At 68.5% G+C, this 17,646-nt stretch carries 15 protein-coding genes; 13 read left to right on the top strand and 2 right to left on the bottom strand.

The genetic code is table 11. The features are described from left to right. The first annotated feature begins 78 nt into the window (after window positions 1-78). The 8 genes from plsY (at window position 79) to ACFQ27_RS12880 (ending at window position 10,040) form a co-directional block, all read left to right on the top strand. A complete protein-coding gene (plsY, locus tag ACFQ27_RS12915) occupies window positions 79-738 on the top strand; it encodes a glycerol-3-phosphate 1-O-acyltransferase PlsY (protein WP_374347351.1) in 660 nt (219 codons plus the stop codon). Then, window positions 735-1,832, top strand: coding sequence for a DNA-processing protein DprA (dprA, locus tag ACFQ27_RS12910; RefSeq protein ID WP_374347353.1), 1,098 nt, complete (start codon window positions 735-737; stop codon window positions 1,830-1,832). Before plsY ends, dprA begins: the two co-directional genes overlap by 4 nt. Before the next feature lie 172 nt (window positions 1,833-2,004). After that, a complete protein-coding gene (gene topA / locus ACFQ27_RS12905; RefSeq protein WP_377353869.1) occupies window positions 2,005-4,677 on the top strand; it encodes a type I DNA topoisomerase in 2,673 nt (890 codons plus the stop codon). 42 nt (window positions 4,678-4,719) lie between these two features. Further along, a complete protein-coding gene (gene rnr / locus ACFQ27_RS12900) occupies window positions 4,720-7,035 on the top strand; it encodes a ribonuclease R (RefSeq protein WP_377353868.1) in 2,316 nt (771 codons plus the stop codon). A gap of 61 nt (window positions 7,036-7,096) precedes the next feature. After that, entirely contained in the window at window positions 7,097-8,110 is a 1,014-nt protein-coding gene (locus ACFQ27_RS12895; RefSeq protein WP_377353867.1) for a DUF4424 domain-containing protein, read from the top strand. A gap of 111 nt (window positions 8,111-8,221) precedes the next feature. Next, window positions 8,222-8,890 carry an NUDIX hydrolase gene (locus ACFQ27_RS12890; RefSeq protein ID WP_377353866.1) on the top strand — a complete coding sequence of 223 codons (669 nt, stop codon included), beginning with the start codon at window positions 8,222-8,224 and terminating at the stop codon, window positions 8,888-8,890. Between the two features lie 94 nt (window positions 8,891-8,984). Beyond that, complete coding sequence (rpmG, locus tag ACFQ27_RS12885) at window positions 8,985-9,152, top strand: 50S ribosomal protein L33 (RefSeq protein WP_374347363.1); 168 nt, start codon at window positions 8,985-8,987, stop codon at window positions 9,150-9,152. A gap of 117 nt (window positions 9,153-9,269) precedes the next feature. After that, a complete protein-coding gene (locus tag ACFQ27_RS12880) occupies window positions 9,270-10,040 on the top strand; it encodes a TylF/MycF/NovP-related O-methyltransferase (protein WP_374347365.1) in 771 nt (256 codons plus the stop codon). A 1-nt stretch (window position 10,041) separates the two neighbouring features. On the opposite strand, the gene ACFQ27_RS12875 is transcribed toward ACFQ27_RS12880, so the two are convergent. Further along, entirely contained in the window at window positions 10,042-11,406 is a 1,365-nt protein-coding gene (locus ACFQ27_RS12875; protein ID WP_374347366.1) for a PleD family two-component system response regulator, read from the bottom strand. 5 nt (window positions 11,407-11,411) lie between these two features. Continuing rightward, complete coding sequence (locus ACFQ27_RS12870) at window positions 11,412-11,777, bottom strand: response regulator (RefSeq protein WP_374347368.1); 366 nt, start codon at window positions 11,775-11,777, stop codon at window positions 11,412-11,414. Window positions 11,778-11,936: 159 nt separating this feature from the next. Here ACFQ27_RS12870 and ACFQ27_RS12865 point away from each other — a divergent pair, with 159 nt between their 5' ends. The 5 genes from ACFQ27_RS12865 to clpA all read left to right on the top strand — a co-directional run bounded on the left by ACFQ27_RS12865 (window position 11,937) and on the right by clpA (window position 17,619). After that, window positions 11,937-12,551 (top strand): hypothetical protein, encoded by a 615-nt coding sequence (locus tag ACFQ27_RS12865; protein WP_374347528.1) that lies wholly within the window; start codon window positions 11,937-11,939, stop codon window positions 12,549-12,551. Between the two features lie 54 nt (window positions 12,552-12,605). Then, window positions 12,606-13,517, top strand: a complete 912-nt coding sequence (locus ACFQ27_RS12860; RefSeq protein ID WP_377353865.1) for an ROK family protein — start codon at window positions 12,606-12,608, stop codon at window positions 13,515-13,517. Next, a complete protein-coding gene (locus tag ACFQ27_RS12855; RefSeq protein ID WP_377353864.1) occupies window positions 13,514-14,794 on the top strand; it encodes a DNA polymerase IV in 1,281 nt (426 codons plus the stop codon). The genes ACFQ27_RS12860 and ACFQ27_RS12855 overlap by 4 nt, the downstream gene beginning before the upstream one ends. Window positions 14,795-14,958: 164 nt before the next feature. Beyond that, window positions 14,959-15,288 carry an ATP-dependent Clp protease adapter ClpS gene (clpS, locus tag ACFQ27_RS12850; RefSeq protein ID WP_374347373.1) on the top strand — a complete coding sequence of 110 codons (330 nt, stop codon included), beginning with the start codon at window positions 14,959-14,961 and terminating at the stop codon, window positions 15,286-15,288. A gap of 6 nt (window positions 15,289-15,294) precedes the next feature. Then, complete coding sequence (clpA, locus tag ACFQ27_RS12845) at window positions 15,295-17,619, top strand: ATP-dependent Clp protease ATP-binding subunit ClpA (RefSeq protein ID WP_374347374.1); 2,325 nt, start codon at window positions 15,295-15,297, stop codon at window positions 17,617-17,619. Window positions 17,620-17,646 lie beyond the last annotated feature (27 nt).

Below are 17,646 nucleotides of genomic sequence, written 5' to 3'. Positions count from 1 at the left end.
CAACCTCGTAACAATCACGCGAGGTGACGGGCCGCAGCGGCGCGGATAGGACTTGGCTCAAATCAGGGGGAAACGACCATGCCTGTTGAGCTTAATCCGCTGCTGATCGCCGCCGCCCTGGTGGGCGGCTACCTGCTCGGCTCCATTCCGTTCGGCGTCATCGCCACCCGCCTGGGCGGCGCGGGCGATGTCCGCAGCATCGGCTCCGGCAATATCGGCGCGACCAATGTGCTGCGCACCGGCCGCAAGGACCTGGCCCTGATCACCCTGCTGGGGGACGGCGGCAAGGGCGCCATGGCGGTGCTGATCGCCTGGCTGGCCACCCGCCACGGCTCCAAGGACGCCCAGGCCCTGCTCACCTGCCTGGCGGGCGGCGCGGCCTTCCTTGGCCACCTGTTCCCGGTCTGGCTGGGCTTCAAGGGCGGCAAGGGCGTGGCGACCTTCTACGGCACCCTGCTGGCCGCGGCCTTCCCGGTCGGCGCCACGGCGGCCCTCACCTGGATCATCATGGCGGCGGTGTTCCGGATCTCGTCCCTGGCGGCCCTGACGGCGGTCGCCCTGGCGCCGCTGTTCTCGCTCTTCCTGTGGGACCAGCCCTACCCGGTGACGGCCCTGTGCGTGTTCATGGCGGTGCTGGTCTATATCCGCCACAAGGAGAATATCTCCCGCCTGCTCAAGGGCGAGGAGCCGCGCATCGGCGCCAAGAAGGCCGCCCCGCCGGCTGAGACGACGGCGTGACGCTGAGGCTGACCGACGCCGCCCGGCGTGACTGGCTCAGGCTGGCGCGCACCGAGGGCATCGGACCGGTCAGCTTCCGAGACCTTATTCATCGCTATGGCGAGCCGTCCCTGGCGCTCGCCGCCCTCCCCGACCTGGCCCGCCGCAGCGGCCGGGCGGCGCCGCCGCGCATCCCAGGCCCGGCCGAGGCCGACGCCGAGCTTGAGCAGGGCGCGAGGCTGGGGGCGCGGCTGATCGCCGCGTGCGAGCCGGAATTCCCCCTGGGCCTGGCCCATCTCGACCCGCCGCCGCCGCTGATCTGGACGCTTGGCGACGAGACCCTGCTGCATCGCCCGGCCGTGGCCGTGGTCGGGGCCCGGGTCGCCTCGGCTGCCGGCCAAAGGTTCGCCCGCGAACTTGCCGCCGACCTGGGCCGGGCCGGCTTCGTGGTCGTCTCCGGCATGGCGCGCGGCATCGATGGCGCGGCCCACGAAGCCACCCTGGACAGCGGCGCCATCGCCGTCCTGGGCGGCGGGGTGGCCGACATCTATCCACCCCAGCACGCCGACCTGCATGCCCGGATCGCGGCGCGAGGCCTGATCGTCTCGGAGAGCGCGCCCACCTATTCGGCCACCGCCCGGGACTTCCCCCGCCGCAACCGGCTCATCGCCGGCCTGGCCCGCGCCGTCGTGGTGGTGGAGGCCGAGATCCGCTCCGGATCCCTGATCACCGCGAGGCTTGCGGCTGAGCAGGGCCGCGAAGTCCTGGCCGTGCCCGGATCGCCCCTCGATCCCCGGGCCAAGGGTTGCAACGACCTGATCCGCCAGGGCGCCGCGGTCTGCGAGGGGATCGACGACGTGCTCAGAGTGCTGGAGGGCTTCCGCGGCTTCGAGGCCCCGCCCGCGCCGGAGTTCCGCCCGGAGCCCCTGGCCGAGCGCGAGGCCGACGCCCTGCGCGAACGCGTCGCCGCCCTGCTCTCCCCCACCCCGGTGTCCCGCGACGAGCTGATCCGCGCCTCGGGCGCGCCAGCAGCCCACGTCCTGGCCGCCCTGGCCGAGCTCGAACTGGCCGGTCGGCTGGAGTTCACCGCCGGTGGCGCGGCGGCCAGCGTATGAGGGACACGGCCAGCCTCAGCAAAATCACCGTGGCGAGCGCCGCAAAATGCAGCGCGCATAGATTGTCGGAAAAGAACCTTCATCACGGCCCGTTGACAGGCCGGGGGCGCCCGCCCCACCTTCCGGACCCTTGGATTCCGGGCGCTCGGCCCGATGGAACGCCCCAAACAGCATGAACCTCGTCGTCGTCGAGAGCCCCGCAAAGGCCAAGACCATCAATAAGTACCTCGGCTCGGGCTATACGGTCCTGGCCTCCTACGGTCACGTCCGCGACCTGCCGGCCAAGGACGGCTCGGTGAAGCCGGACGAGGACTTCGCCATGTTGTGGGACGTGGACGCCAAGGCCGCCAAGCGCCTGTCGGACATCGCCGAGGCCGCCAAGGGCGCCGAGCGCATCATCCTGGCCACCGACCCGGATCGCGAGGGCGAAGCCATTTCCTGGCACGTCCTGGAGGTGCTGCAGAAGAAGCGGGCCGTCAAAGGCGCCGAGGTCCAGCGGGTGGTGTTCAACGCCATCACCAAGTCCGCCGTCACCGAGGCGATGAAGCATCCGCGCGACATCGACATGGAGCTGGTCGAGGCCTATCTGGCCCGCCGCGCCCTGGACTATCTGGTGGGCTTCACCCTGTCGCCGGTGCTGTGGCGCAAGCTGCCGGGCTCGCGCTCGGCCGGCCGCGTGCAGTCGGTGGCCCTGCGCCTGATCGTCGACCGCGAGCTCGAGATCGAGCGCTTCAAGACCCAGGAATACTGGAGCGTCGAGGCCGACGTCTCCTCCGGCGGCGATCCCTTCATCGCCCGGATGGTCAAGCACGAGGGCAAGCGGCTCACCAAGTTCGACCTTGGCAATGAGCCCGCCGCCATGGCCGCCAAGGCCGCCGTGGAAGGCGCGACCTTCAAGATCTCAGCGGTCGAGAAGAAGCCCGGCAAGCGGTCCCCCGCCCCGCCCTTCACCACCTCGACCCTGCAACAGGAAGCCGCGCGCAAGCTCGGCTTCTCAGCCCAGCGGACCATGCAGGCCGCCCAGAAGCTGTACGAGGGCGTGGATATCGGCGGCGAGACCGTGGGTCTCATCACCTATATGCGGACCGACGGCGTGCAGGCCGCGCCGGAAGCCATTGATGAGGCGCGCCAGGTGATCGGCGGGCTCTATGGCAAGACCTACGTCCCCGACGCCCCGCGCATCTACAAGACCAAGGCCAAGAACGCCCAGGAGGCCCACGAAGCCATCCGGCCGACCAGCCTGGCGCGCAATCCCGGCTCCCTGCGGCTGGAGAGCGACCTCGGCCGGCTCTACGAGCTGATCTGGAAGCGGATGATCGCCTCGCAGATGGAGAGCGCCCGCATCGAGCGCACCTCCATCGATCTCGACAGCGCCGACGGCAAGACCGGCCTGCGGGCCACCGGCCAGGTGGTGTTGTTCGACGGCTATCTCGCCGTCTACGAGGAGGGCCGAGACGACGCCGACGACGAGGAAGGCGGCCGCCTGCCTCAGGTCAAGGAAGGCGCCGACGCCCGGGTGATCGGCAGCCGCGCCGAACAGCACTTCACCGAGCCGCCGCCGCGCTATTCCGAAGCCAGCCTGGTCAAGAAGATGGAAGAGCTGGGGATCGGCCGTCCGTCGACCTACGCCTCGATCCTGACCGTGCTGCGCGACCGGGCCTATGTCCGCATGGACAAAAACCGGTTCGTGCCCGAGGACAAGGGCCGGCTGGTCACGGCCTTCCTGGAGCAATTCTTCCGGCGCTATGTGGAGTACGACTTCACCGCGGCCCTGGAAGAGAAGCTCGACCTGGTCTCGGCCGGCGAGCTCGACTGGAAGGCCCTGCTGCGCGAGTTCTGGGACCAGTTCCACGCCTCGGTCGGCGAGATCGCCGAGCTGCGCGTCACCAACGTCCTGGAGGCCCTGAACGAGGCCCTGGGGCCGCACATCTTCCCGGATAAGGAAGACGGTTCGGACCCGCGCGGCTGCCCCACCTGCGGGGCCGGGCGGCTCAGCCTGAAGACCGGCAAGTTCGGCGCCTTCATCGGCTGCTCCAACTATCCGGAATGCCGCTACACCCGCCCTCTGGCCCAGTCCGATGACGACGCCGAGGCCCAGAATGGCGACCGTGAACTCGGGGTCGATCCGGAAACCGGCGAGACCGTGTTCCTGAAAGCGGGCCGGTTTGGCCCCTATGTCCAGCTGGGCGAAGGCGACAAGCCCAAGCGCTCCAGCCTGCCCAAGGGCTGGACGCCGGCGATCATGGACCTGGAAAAGGGTCTGCGCCTGCTCCGGCTGCCGCGCGAAGTGGGCAAGCACCCGGAGGACGGCCAGCCGATCACCGCCGGCATCGGCCGCTTCGGTCCCTTCGTCCTGCACGCCGGCACCTACGCCAACCTGCCCAACGCCGACGAGGTGTTCGAGGTGGGCCTGAACCGGGCCGTCACCCTGCTGGCTGAAAAGCGGGCCGGTGGACGGGGCGGACGCGGTGAGGCCGCGGCGCTGAAGGACCTGGGCGCCCACCCGACCGACGGCGCGCCGGTCAAGGTGCTGTCCGGCCGCTATGGCCCCTACATCAAGCATGGCTCCACCAACGCCAACGTGCCGCGCGGCACGGATCCGGCGGCCTTGACCCTTGAGGAAGCGGTCAAGCTGCTGGCCGAGCGCGAGGCCAAGGGCGGCGGCAAGAAGCCGGCGAAGAAGGCCGCCAAGCCCAAGGCCGAGAAGGCGCCGGCGGCCAAGAAGACGACCGCCAAGAAGGCCGCTGAAAAGAAGCCAGCGGCGAAGAAGGCTCCGGCCAAGAAGGCCCCCGCCAAGGCCAAGGCGGCGGCGGATGACAGCTCCGCCCCCTGGGACGACGAATAGGACCAGGCGACGCCGCGGCGCGAATTGGGCTAAGAGGGGCGCATGGCTAAACCCCGCGCGCCCAAGGCGTCCCGTTTTCCCGGCGCCAAGCCGAGTTCCAAGCCGGCCCAGGGCCTGCCTGACCGCGAAACCCTGCTGCGGTTCATCCGCGAGGCGGGTGAGACCAACAAGGCCGATATCGCCCGCACCTTCGGCCTGAAGGGCGCGGACCGGAAAGCGCTGCGCGAAATGCTGCTGTCCCTGGAGGCCGACGGGTCCCTGGGCCGGCGCGGCCGCCGGGGCCTGGCCCAGGCCGGCGCCTTGCCCCCGGTCGGCGTCGTGGACATCGTGGAACGCGACCCTGACGGCGAACTGCTCGTGCGCCTCGTCAAGGGTGGCGACGATATCCCGCTGGTCCGCCTCGCTCCCGAACGCGACATGGTCGGCGGCGCGCCTGGCCTGGGCGACCGACTGCTGGTGCGCTTCGAACGGCTGGAGAGCGGGGAGCTGGAGGCCCGGTTGATCCGCCGCATCGGCGCCAGCGCCCACCGCATCCTGGGCGTCATCCGCAAGGCCCGCCGGGAGACCCGCGTCGAGCCCGTGGATCGCCGCACCAAGGAGAGCCTGGTCATCCCCGAGGGCGAGGCCCTGGAGCTTCGGGACGGCGACCTTGTCCTGGCCCAGGTGGGCGTCTCTGACCGCCGCTATGGCCCCAAGCGCGGCAAGATCCTGGAAGTGGTCGGCCGGGAGGACCAGCCCCGCGCGGCGTCCCTGATCGCCATCCATTCGCACGGCATCCCCACCGGCTTCTCCGATGAGGCCGAGGCCGAGGCCGAAGCCGCCGAGCCCCCGACCCTGGCCGGCCGCGAGGACCTGCGCGACCTGCCGCTGATCACCATCGACCCGGCCGACGCCCGAGACCATGACGACGCGGTCTACGCCCACCCCGACGATGCGGCGGACAACGCTGGCGGTTGCGTGGTCTGGGTCGCCATCGCCGACGTGGCCGCCTATGTCCGGCCGGGCTCGGCCCTGGACAAGGAAGCCCGCGAGAAGGGCAACAGCGTCTACTTCCCCGACCGGGTTGAGCCCATGCTGCCCGAGCGCCTGTCCAACGGGCTGTGCTCCCTGCGCTTCGGCGAGAACCGCGCCTGCCTGGCGGTGCGCATGGTGTTCGACGCCCAGGGGCGCAAGCGCTCGCACAAATTCGTCCGCGGCCTGATGCGCTCAGCCGCCAAGCTGTCCTACGAGCAGGCCCAGGCCGCCATCGACGGAACGCCCGACGAGACCACCGGCCCCCTGCTCGAGACCATCCTCAAGCCCCTGTGGGCCGCCTACCGGATCATGCTGAAGGGCCGCGAGGCCCGCTCCCCCCTGGCCATTGAGAGCCTGGAGCGGCGGATCATCATCAACCGCGAGGGCGAGGTCGCCTCGATCCAGCCTCGCGCCTCGCTGGAGGCCCACCGGCTGATCGAGGAGATGATGGTCCAGGCCAATGTCTGCGCCGCCGAGAGCCTGGAGGCCAAGCGCACGGCCCTGGTCTATCGGATCCACGACCAACCCAGCGCCGAGAAGCTGCAGGCGCTGGGCGAGTTCCTGGGCACGCTCGGCATTCCCTGGACCAAGGGCGAGGCCCCGCGCACCGAGCGCTTCAACCGGCTGCTGGCGGAGACCCGGGAGAGCCCGCACGCCGACATCATCAATGAGGTGGTTCTGCGCAGCCAGATGCAGGCCATCTATTCCACCGAGAACATCGGCCACTACGGCCTGAACCTGCAGCGCTACGCCCACTTCACCTCGCCTATCCGGCGCTATGCCGACCTGGTGGTGCACCGCGGCCTTATCCGCGCCCTGGGCTTCGGCGACGACGGCCTGACCGAGCGCGACATGGCGCAGATGAAGGACACCGCCGAGCGGATCACCCTGGCCGAGCGCCGGGCCATGGCTGCGGAGCGCGACGCCACCGACCGCTATATCGCCGCCTTCCTGGCCGACCGGGTCGGCGCGGAATTCCCGGGCCGGATCACCGGCGTCACCCGTTTCGGCTTGTTCGTGCGGCTGGATGAGACGGGCGCCGACGGTCTGGTGCCGATCTCGCGCCTGGGCGGGGAGTTCTTCATCCACGACGACCGCATGCACGCCCTGGTCGGCGAACGCTCCGGCGACCGCTGGCCATTGGGCATGCGGGTCGATGTGCGGCTGGTGGAGGCCACACCCGTCACCGGCGGTCTGTTGTTCGACATGCTGAGCGAGCCCGCCCCGCCGGACGCCACCGCGCCGCGCCCCCGCCTGGGCGCGATCCGGCGCAAGCCCGGCGCCGTCGACGCCAAGCGCCGGGGCGGCCCGCCCAAGGGCGTGCGCAAGGGTAAGCGCCGCTGACCCCTGGCCTTGGGCGGTGCGGCCTGGAATAGTCCCGGCCGGGTTGAAGAGGGGCTGTCAGATGAACCTGCGCGCAACAGCGGCTGTGGCCGCCTTGGGCCTGCTGGCGGCGACGCCGGCCGGGGCCAACGACTCCAGCGCCGAGATGGCGGCCGGCGGCCTGGTGCTGACCCGTAGCGCCCAGATCCAGATGGCGTCGGAGGACCTGTTCGTCTCCGCCCAGGAAGTCCGGGTCCACTACCGGTTCCGCAACCTGACCAGCCAGCCGATCACCACGCGGGTGGCCTTCCCCATGCCCGACGTGCCCTCGACCGAAGCGCCCCTGGCGGTTCCCACCGAAGATCCCCGGAACCTGCTCGACTTCCACACCCTGGTGGACGGCGTCCCGGTCAAGGCCGAGCTGGAACAGAAAGCGGTGCTGGACGGGGTGGACCGGACGGCGGTGCTCAAGGGCATGAACCTGCCGCTCGCGCCGCACCTGCATTCGACCCTGGAGGCTCTGGATCGCCTGACGCCCGCCCAGGGCAAGACCCTGCTCGATCTCGGCCTCGTGCGTCCCGACGAATATGACGACGACGGCAAGGGCATGAAACAGCACCTGTCGCCCCTGTGGACCCTGAAGACCACCTGGCACTGGCAGCAGACCTTTCCGGCCGGTCGCGACCTTATGGTGGACCACCGCTACAAGCCGGCGGCCGGGGCCAGCGCAGGCACCATGGTCGGCTCCGCCCGCTTCACCGCCGACGCCGAAGGCCGGGCCGAGATCGCCAAGTACTGCATGGACAAGGCGTTCCTGTCCGCCGCCGCCCGCACCCGCAAGCCGGGCATGGACTACCCGCCGCTATGGGAGCAGCGGATCGCCTATGTGCTGAGGACGGGCGCCAACTGGGCCGGACCGATCGGCGACTTCACTCTGACGGTGGACAAGGGCGCGCCAGAGAACCTCGTCAGCTTCTGCGGCCAGGGCGTCACCAAGATCAGCCCGACCCAGTTTCAGGTGAAGAAGACCAACTTCAAGCCGATGCGGGACCTGGATGTCATGCTCCTGCTGCCCGTGCCGGACGCGCCCCAGTAACCCGAGCTGCGCGGTTGACGTAAGGGCGCCGTTTGCACGGGGCCGCTGCGGTCATACAGTTGTTTCATGAGTGAAGAGACCCCCGCCAAGAGGCCGCCCGAGGGCGGGCGCATGCGAGCTCCCGGGACCCGCGCCGTGCGGCCCCGCAACGCCGCGACCCTGTTCATTATTCGCCGCGACGGCCCCAAGGCCCGGGTGCTGATGGGCAAGCGCCACGGCGGCCATGACTTCATGGCGAATCTCTGGGTGTTCCCCGGCGGCCGGATCGACCCGTCCGACTACCGCGCGCCCTACGCCACCGACCTGAAGCCGGATGTGGCCGCCAAGTTCGAGCGCCACTTGCCGCCCTCGCGGGGACGGGCCCTGGCCCTGACCGCCATTCGCGAGACCTTCGAGGAAGCCGGCCTGCTGCTGGCCCAGTCCGCCGAGCCGCGCTCCGGCGTGGGGCCGTGGCGGGAATTCCTGGCCCAGGGCGCCCTGCCCGACCTGGAAGCCCTGTCGATTATCTATCGCGCCGTGACCCCGCCGCAACTGGCCAAGCGGTTCGACACCTGGTTCCTGATGGCCGACGCCGAGCGGCTGGTCAGCCTGGAGCGACAGGCCGACTGCGGCGAACTGGAAGAGATCGCCTGGTTCGAACTGGAAGAGGCTCTGGAGCTGCCCCTGCCCATGGTGACCCGCCAGGTGATCCATGAAACCATGGCCCGGATCGAGGACCCGCACCGCCCGATCCCCTTCATGCGGTTCGGCGTGACGTCGCAGAAAGCATTACATCTCTAGACCGCATTGACTTTGCGGCGCGGATTCGTATTTTCCGCCGCTCTTTCGAATGTCCGCTGGCGCTTCGTTCGCCGGCCCCGCCTGAGGACCGACCATGGCGAAGCCCGCCTCCATCAAGATCCGCCTGAACTCGAGCGCGGACACCGGCTACTTCTACGTCACCAAGAAGAACGCCCGGACCAAGACCGACAAGCTGGTCATGAAGAAGTACGACCCGATCGTGCGCAAGCACGTCGAGTTCAAGGAAGGCAAGATCAAGTAAGCAACCCCACCAGGGTTTGCTGCTGAAACGCCCGCGCCTCACGGCCGGGCGTTTTTCGTTCGACAGCCCCCGGGATGCGGGCCATAGGGCGGTGAGCCAACCCTGCCCGAGCCGACGATGTCCGACGAGAAGCCGACCCAGGAATTCCCCGCGTTTCTGTACCGCAACTTCTATGGCCTGAGGGACAACGAGGCGTTCAACAGCCACCTGGACGGCCTGTTTGACTCCCTGACCCGTCGCCGTGGCTTCTTCGCCGGCGACAACCTCATCACCCTCGGCAAGACCCTGGGTTTCCTGGACGACAAGGTGCTGATGGACGCCTGGCGCGCCCATTCCCTGACCCACGGTGAGTTCGGCGCGCTCTGGCGGCGCGTGGTGCTGGCCTGGGCCGCCCGCAGCGCCCTGCGCCTGGAAGGCGACTTCATGGAATGCGGCTGCTACCGCGGCAGCGGCGCCCGCATCGTCGCCGATATCGTGGACTTCGCGAACCTGGATCGCCGCTACTACCTCTACGACCTGTTCGACCGCGATCCCGAGCGCCCGTATCACAGCATGGAGGCGCATGGTCCCGACCTGTTCATGCAGGTCCAGGCGCGCTTCAAGGACTTCCCGAACGTCATCATCACCCCCGGCCTGGTCCCGGAGACGTTCAAGGTGGCGGCGCCAGAGAAGATCGCCTTCATGCACCTGGACCTGAACAACCGGGACGCCGAGATCGCCGCCCTGGAGGCCATGTTCGACCGGATCGTGCCGGGCGGGTTCCTGCTGCTCGATGACTTCGGGTGGATCTACTACATGGACCAGCTGGTGGCCGAGACGCATTGGTTCCTGAAGCGCGGCTACCGCGTGCTGGAACTGCCCACCGGCCAGGGTCTGGTCATCAAATAGGTCAGGCCGCCCGGGCGACGACCTTGTTCCGCCCCGAGGCCTTGGCCTCATAGACGCCCTCGTCGGCCCGCTTGAGCAGGGTTTCTGGACGCTCCGACGGGCCCAACGTCGCGGACACGCCGACCGAGATGGTCACCGTCAGCAGCTCTTCCCCGTGCTTCACCCGGAAGGGCGAGCCGGCGACGTGCAGACGGATGCGCTCGGCGATCCGGTGGGCGTCTTCCAGACGGGTGTCGGGCATGACCACCACGAACTCCTCGCCGCCATAGCGGCAGGGCAGATCGATGGCCCGCACGTTCGAGGCCAGGCGCACGGCGAACTCGCGCAGCACCTCATCCCCCACATCGTGGCCGTAGCCGTCGTTGATCTTCTTGAAGTGGTCGATGTCGATCAGCAGGCAGGCGACCGGGTCGCCGCCCAGAGTCGCCCGCTTCACCAGGGCCTCCAGCTGCCCCACCATGTAGCGGCGGTTGTGCAGGCCGGTCAGCTGGTCGGTGACCGCCAGCTCCAGCGAGTGATCGAGGTTGTCGCGTAGATAGTCGGTATAGCGCTTGCGCCGGATCTGGGTCCGGGCGCGGGCCGCCAGCTCCTGCGGGTCGATCGGCTTGGGCAGGATGTCGTTGACCCCGATCTCCAGGGCCTTCACCAGCCGCGCCCGCTCGTCAAAGTCCACCACCGCCAGCACCGGCAGGTGACGGGTGCTCTCGTCCGAGCGCAGGTGCGCCGTGAATCGCAGGCCGTCGAAGCTGCGCGCCGTGGCGTTGACGATCACCAGGTCGACTGGACCGCGGGCGGTCATCAGGGCCTTGTCCGGATCGCTTTCCACCACCGGCCGATGCTCGATGGCCAGTTCAGCGGCGATGCGCTGGGCTTGGCGCTCATGGTCGTCCACGATCAGCACCCGGCCGCCCGTGCCGCCCAGACGCGACGCGGCGCCCGCGATCACGCCCATGCGCCGGCCCGAGGCCTCGCGTTCACGCAGTTCGTCGATGACCAGTTTCAGGCGGGTCAGGCTGCGCACCCGGGCGAACAGCATGACGTCGTCGATGGGCTTGGTGAGGAATTCGTCCGCGCCAGCTTCGAGCCCGGCGATCCGATCGCCGCGCCCGTCCAGAGCTGTGACCAGCACCACCGGCAGGTGGCGGGTCTCGGGATCGTCCTTCAGCCGCCGGCAGACCTGGAACCCGTCCATGCCGGGCATCATCACGTCGAGCAGGATGATGTCGGGCTTTTCCTTGGCCGCCATGGCGAGCGCCGTCGGGCCGTCACTGGCGGTGAGCACCTCATAGTACTCGGCCGTCAGCTTGGCTTCGAGGAGGCGGACATTCGCCTCGATGTCGTCGACGACCAGGATGCGGGCGGTCATGGCGCTCAGCTCAACAGGCGACGGATGGTTTCAAGGAAGTGAGACACGGAGATCGGCTTGGAGATGTAGGCCTCGCAACCGCCCTCGCGGATGCGCTCCTCATCTCCCTTCATGGCGAAGGCGGTGACAGCGACCACGGGAATCGCGGCCAAGTCGTCGTCTTCCTTGAGCCACTTAGTGACCTCGAGGCCCGAGATCTCCGGCAGCTGGATATCCATCAGGATCAGGTCGGGACGGTGTTCGCGCGCCAGGGCGAGCGCTTGCAGGCCCTCGCGGGTCTGCAGGGTCTCGTAGCCCTGGGCGTCGAGCAGATCATGAAAGAGCTTCATGTTCAGCTCGTTATCCTCGACGATGAGGACTTTCTTGGCCATTGACGTCCTGACGATGCTTCGGGCCTGCGCGAATCGGTCGGCAGCCCCACCATTGGCCCCGTTGATCTCACGGATATCCTTAAACTCACGTTAGTCGCGTCGGAGTGTCCCTTGGCCGAGCAAACACAACCCAGCGTCAAGACGCCACACCTCCAGGACCTGGGCCTGCCTCACCACCGGCCGCTGGTCATCGTCGACGTGGACGAGGTGCTGGGCCTGTTCATGCAGGGCTTCGGCGACTTCCTGGCCGACCGGGGGCTGGAATTCCGCCTCGACCGCTTCGCCCTGTTCCAGAACATCTATCGCCCCGGCGAGGACCAGCACCTGGACCTGGACGAGGGCAAGCGGCACTTCGACGACTTCTTCCGCTATGGCTGCGGCGACATGCAGCTCGCCCCTGGCGGCCCGGACGCCCTTCGCGAACTGTCACAGGTGGCGAGCGTGGTGATCCTGACCAATGCGCCCGGCCAGGCGCGGCTGGCCCGCGCCCGCTGGCTGGGCCGCCATGGCATGGACTATCCCCTGCTCCTGAACACCGGCCCCAAGGGCCCGCTGGCCGCTGGCCTCGCCGCCCAGGTCTCAGGCCCGGTCGCCTTTGTGGACGACCTGCTGCCGAACTTGAATTCGGTGGCCGATCACGCGCCCCAGGTCGCCCGCTTCCAGCACGTCGCCGACCCGCGCCTGCGTCCCCTCGCCCCGGCCGAGCCCGACCGCCACACCCGCATCGACGACTGGGCCGAGCTGTCCCGGGCGATCGCCGCGGCGATTTCCTGAAGCTTCGCGATTGGTCGTTGAGTTCGCCCGCGAAACGGAACAAATCATGACCCCATGATCCGGATCGGGGTGGACTTCGGCGGCACCAAGATCGAGGCCGCGGCGCTGGACGCCGAGGGCCGGTTCGTCGCGCGGGTGCGGGTTCCGACGCCCAAGGACTATGAGGCCGGGCTGGAGGCGGTGCTGGCCGCCGTCACCGAGGCCGAGCACCAGGCCGCGGACCGAGCCTCACGGATCGGCGTCGGCGGGCCGGGCTCGGTCTCCCCGGCCAGCGGCCTGATGCGCAACGCCAACTCCACCCAGCTCAATGGACGACCCTTTCCGAAGGACCTGGCCAGGGTGCTCGGCCGGCCTGTGCGCTACGCCAACGACGCCAACTGCCTGGCCCTGTCCGAGGCGGTGGACGGCGCGGGCGCCGGTGAGGCCGTGGTGTTCGCCGCCATCCTGGGCACCGGCTGCGGCGCCGGACTGGCGGTCAACGGCCGCCCGCTTGAGGGCCGCAACCTGTTCGCCGGCGAGTGGGGCCATATGCCCCTGCCCTGGTCGGAGGCGGACGAGACGCCCGCGCCGACCTGCTGGTGCGGACGCAAGGGTTGCCTGGAGCTCTATGTCTCGGGATCAGGCCTGGCGCGGGACCATGGCCAGCGCCTGACCGGCGAGGCGATCATAGCGGCCGCCCGCGCCGGCGATCCGGCGGCCGCGGCGGCCTTCGCCCGCTACCAGGACCGGCTGGCCCGCGGCCTGGCGGTGGTCTGCGATATTGTCGATCCCGATATCATTGTCCTGGGCGGCGGCATGTCCAATGTGCAGGAGCTCTACGCCGCCCTGCCCGGCCTGATCGCCCCCCGCGTCTTCTCCGACGTCTTCACCACCCCGATCCGCCCGGCGGCGCACGGGGATTCCTCGGGGGTGCGCGGCGCGGCCTGGCTGTGGCCGTTGGACGATGCGCAGGGGGACGGCGCTTGAAAGCCCTCTGCCGCGACTGCTTCCAGCGCGGCGACTTCCAGCGCCGCTGTCCGGCCTGCGGCTCGCCCCGCGTCGTGGCGCATGACGAGCTCGAAGGCCTGTCCATCGCCCACATGGACTGCGACGCCTTCTACGCCTCGGTGGAGAAGCGCGACCGGCCCGAGCTGCGCGACGTCCCGGTAATCGTGGGCGGCGGCAAGCGCGGCGTCGTCACCACCTGCTGCTACATCGCCCGCATCTCAGGCGTCCGCTCCGCCATGCCGATGTTCAAGGCGATCAAGGCCTGTCCGCAGGCCGTGATCCTCAAGCCGGACTTCCAGAAGTACCGGACCGAGAGCCGCCGGATCATGGCCATGATGGCTGAGCTGACGCCGCTGGTTCAGCCCCTGTCCCTGGACGAGGCCTGGATGGACCTGTCCGGCACAGAGCGCCTGCACGGCCACCCGCCAGCCGAGACCCTGGCGCGGCTGCAGGCCCGGATCGAGGCTGAGATCGGCATCACGGTCTCCGTCGGCCTGGCTCCCAACAAGTTCCTGGCCAAGATCGCCTCGGACCTGGACAAGCCGCGCGGCTTTTCGGTGATCGGCGCCGCCGAGGCCCAGAGCTTCCTGGCTGGAAAGCCGGTGGGCATCCTGCCCGGCGTGGGTCCGGCCATGATCGCGGCCCTGGAGGCCGCCAACTACCGCACCGTCGGCGACATCGCCCGCGCCGACCTGAAGCAACTGGCCCAGCGCCTGGGCTCCAACGGCCTTCGTCTGCACGCCCTCGCCCATGGCCGCGACAACCGCCCGGTCAACCCGGATCAGGTCCGCAAGTCGATCAGCGCCGAGACAACCTTTGAAGACGACTTGTCCACCTTCGAGGAGCTCGAAGCCCGCCTGCCCCACCTGGCGGACAAGGTGGCGCGCCAGTCGCGATCCGGAAACCTGGCCGGCCGGGTCGTCACCCTGAAGCTGCGGGCGGCGGACTTCCGGATCATCACCCGCAGACGCGCCCTGCCCCTGCCCACCCAGACCGCCAAGACCATCCTGGGCGTCGGCCGCGACCTGCTGATCCAGGAGCTGAAGGCCGGCCCGCCGCATCGAAAATGGCGTCTGATCGGGGTGGGGATCACCGAACTGGTGGAGCCGGGACAGGTCGAAACCGACTTTTTCGACGACGGCGAGCGCCGCGCCCTGGCCGGCGAGACGGTGGCCGACGCCATCCGGGCTCGATTCGGCGCAGACGCCCTGACCTCGGCGCGCGCCCTACGCGGGAAAACCTCGGGCCAGGATTGAATCCTGGGTCTCAGGCCCCCACTTCTGACGTTGTGAGCCTGTGCAAAACTCAGCCTCGTTGGAGTTCTCGCGCTTCGCGACCATTTCGACCCTTCCAAACCGTGGGCTTTTCCATATCTAATCCCATGGAACGGCGGCCCCTTGTCCGCCAGGAGACCTGTTCGATGGCCGAGCGTAAGCAAGGTGATCAGGCGACGGGCGACCGGTCGGCGGTGATCACTCAAACGAAGCCGAAGACGCAAAAGCCTTCGCTTTATCGCGTACTGCTTCTGAACGACGACTACACTCCCATGGAGTTCGTGGTCTACGTTCTGGAACAGTATTTCCATAAGTCGCGCGAAGAAGCGACGAAGATCATGCTGCATGTCCACCAGTACGGCGTGGGCGTTTGCGGCGTGTTTACATACGAAGTGGCGGAAACAAAGGTGGCTCAAGTCGTTGATACCGCTAGGCGGCATCAGCACCCCCTGCAATGCACCATGGAAAAGGACTAGGCCCCGTTGCCGTCATTCTCGCGCCATCTCGAAGAGTCGCTCCATCGCGCCGTCGCTTTCGCCAACCAGCGCAAGCATGAGTACGCGACCCTGGAGCACCTGCTTCTGTCGCTCATCGACGATGAGGACGCCGCGGCCGTGATGCGGGCCTGCGACGTGGACCTCGCGGCGCTGAAAACCACCCTGACCAACTATGTGGACAACGAGCTGCGCTCGCTGGTCGTCGATGATGGCGAAGACGCCAAGCCGACGCCGAGCTTCCAGCGCGTGATCCAGCGCGCGGTCATCCACGTGCAGTCCTCGGGCCGCGAAGAGGTCTCCGGCGCCAATGTGCTGGTCGCGATCTTCTCCGAACGCGAGAGCCACGCCGCCTACTTCCTGCAAGAGCAGGACATGACGCGCTACGACGCGGTGAACTACATCGCCCACGGCATCGCCAAGAAGGCCGGGGCCGGCGACGCCAAGCCGGTCAAGGGCTCCGAGGACGAGGAAAAGCCGGCGGTGAAGACCGGCGGCGAGGCGCTGGACGCCTACTGCATCAACCTCAATGAGAAGGCCAAGCAGGGCAAGGTCGACCCGCTGATCGGGCGGATGGCCGAGGTCGAGCGCGCAATCCAGATCCTGTGCCGCCGCACCAAGAACAACCCGCTGCTGGTGGGCGATCCGGGCGTCGGCAAGACGGCTATCGCCGAGGGCCTGGCCCGCAAGATCATCAACAAGCAGGTTCCGGAAGTCCTGGCCGGCGCCACCATCTTCTCGCTCGACATGGGCGCGCTGCTGGCCGGCACCCGCTATCGCGGCGACTTCGAAGAGCGCGTGAAGCAGGTGGTCAAGGAACTCGAGAACCACCCGGACGCCATCCTGTTCATCGACGAGATCCACACGGTGATCGGCGCCGGCGCCACCTCAGGCGGGGCGATGGACGCCTCGAACCTGCTGAAGCCGGCCCTGGCCTCGGGCGCGCTGCGCTGCATGGGCTCGACGACCTACAAGGAATTCCGCCAGCACTTCGAGAAGGACCGCGCCCTGGTCCGCCGGTTCCAGAAGATCGACGTCAACGAGCCGACGATCGAGGACACCATCAAGATCCTCAAGGGCCTGAAGACCTACTACGAGGACTTCCACAAGCTGCGCTACACCAACGACGCCCTCAAGGCGGCGGTGGAGCTGTCGGCCAAGTACATCACCGACCGCAAGCTGCCCGACAAGGCCATCGACATCATCGACGAGGCCGGGGCCAGCCAGATGCTGCTGCCGGAATCCAAGCGCAAGAAGAGCCTGGGCGTGAAGGAGATCGAGGCCGTGGTGGCCAAGATCGCCCGTATCCCGCCGAAGTCGGTGTCCAAGACCGACACCGAGGCCCTGAAGCAGCTGCAGGACGACCTGAAGCGCGCCGTCTATGGCCAGGACGAGGCCATCGAGCAGCTGTCCGCGGCCATGAAGATGGCCCGCGCCGGCCTGCGCGACCCGAACAAGCCGATCGGCTGCTACCTGTTCTCCGGCCCCACCGGCACCGGCAAGACCGAGACCGCCCGCCAACTGGCCTCGACCATGGGTATCGAGCTCCTGCGCTTCGACATGAGCGAGTACATGGAGCGCCACACGGTCAGCCGCCTGATCGGCGCGCCTCCCGGCTATGTCGGCTTCGACCAGGGCGGCCTGCTCACCGACGCCGTCGACCAGCATCCGCACTGCGTGGTGCTGCTGGACGAAATCGAAAAAGCCCACCCCGACGTCTTCAACATCCTGCTGCAGGTCATGGACCACGGCGTCCTGACCGACTCCAACGGCAAGAAGGTCGACTTCCGCAACGTGGTGCTGATCATGACCACGAACGCGGGCGCCTCCGACGCCCAACGCAACGCTATCGGCTTCGGCCGCGGCAAGCAGGACCAGGAAGTCGAAGAGGCCCTGAAGCGGCTGTTCACGCCTGAGTTCCGCAACCGCCTGGACGCCATCGTCCAGTTCCGGGCGCTGACCCAGGACATCATCCGTCAGGTGGTGCAGAAGTTCGTCATGCAGCTGGAAGCCCAGCTGGCGGACCGTCACGTCACCATCGAGACCTCCGACGACGCCGCCGACTGGCTGGCCAAGAACGGCTTCGACGAACTCTATGGCGCCCGGCCCCTGGCCCGGGTCATCCAGGAGAGCATCAAGAAGCCTTTGGCCGACGAAATCCTCTTTGGCCGACTGGTCAAGGGCGGCCACGTCAAGGTCATCCTCAAGGACGGCAAGCTCTCTTTCGAAATCGAGGGCGAGGGCCGCGAGCCTGGCGCGCCGACCATCGAGAACCCGGGGGCCGACGCCGCAGCGCCCGAACTGGCCGACTGATCGGACCACAGACCTGCGCAAGAGCCC

This window comes from Phenylobacterium conjunctum (genome assembly GCF_042679085.1).
Lineage (GTDB): Bacteria > Pseudomonadota > Alphaproteobacteria > Caulobacterales > Caulobacteraceae > Phenylobacterium > Phenylobacterium conjunctum.
This window is presented reverse-complemented; position numbering and strand designations above follow the sequence as displayed.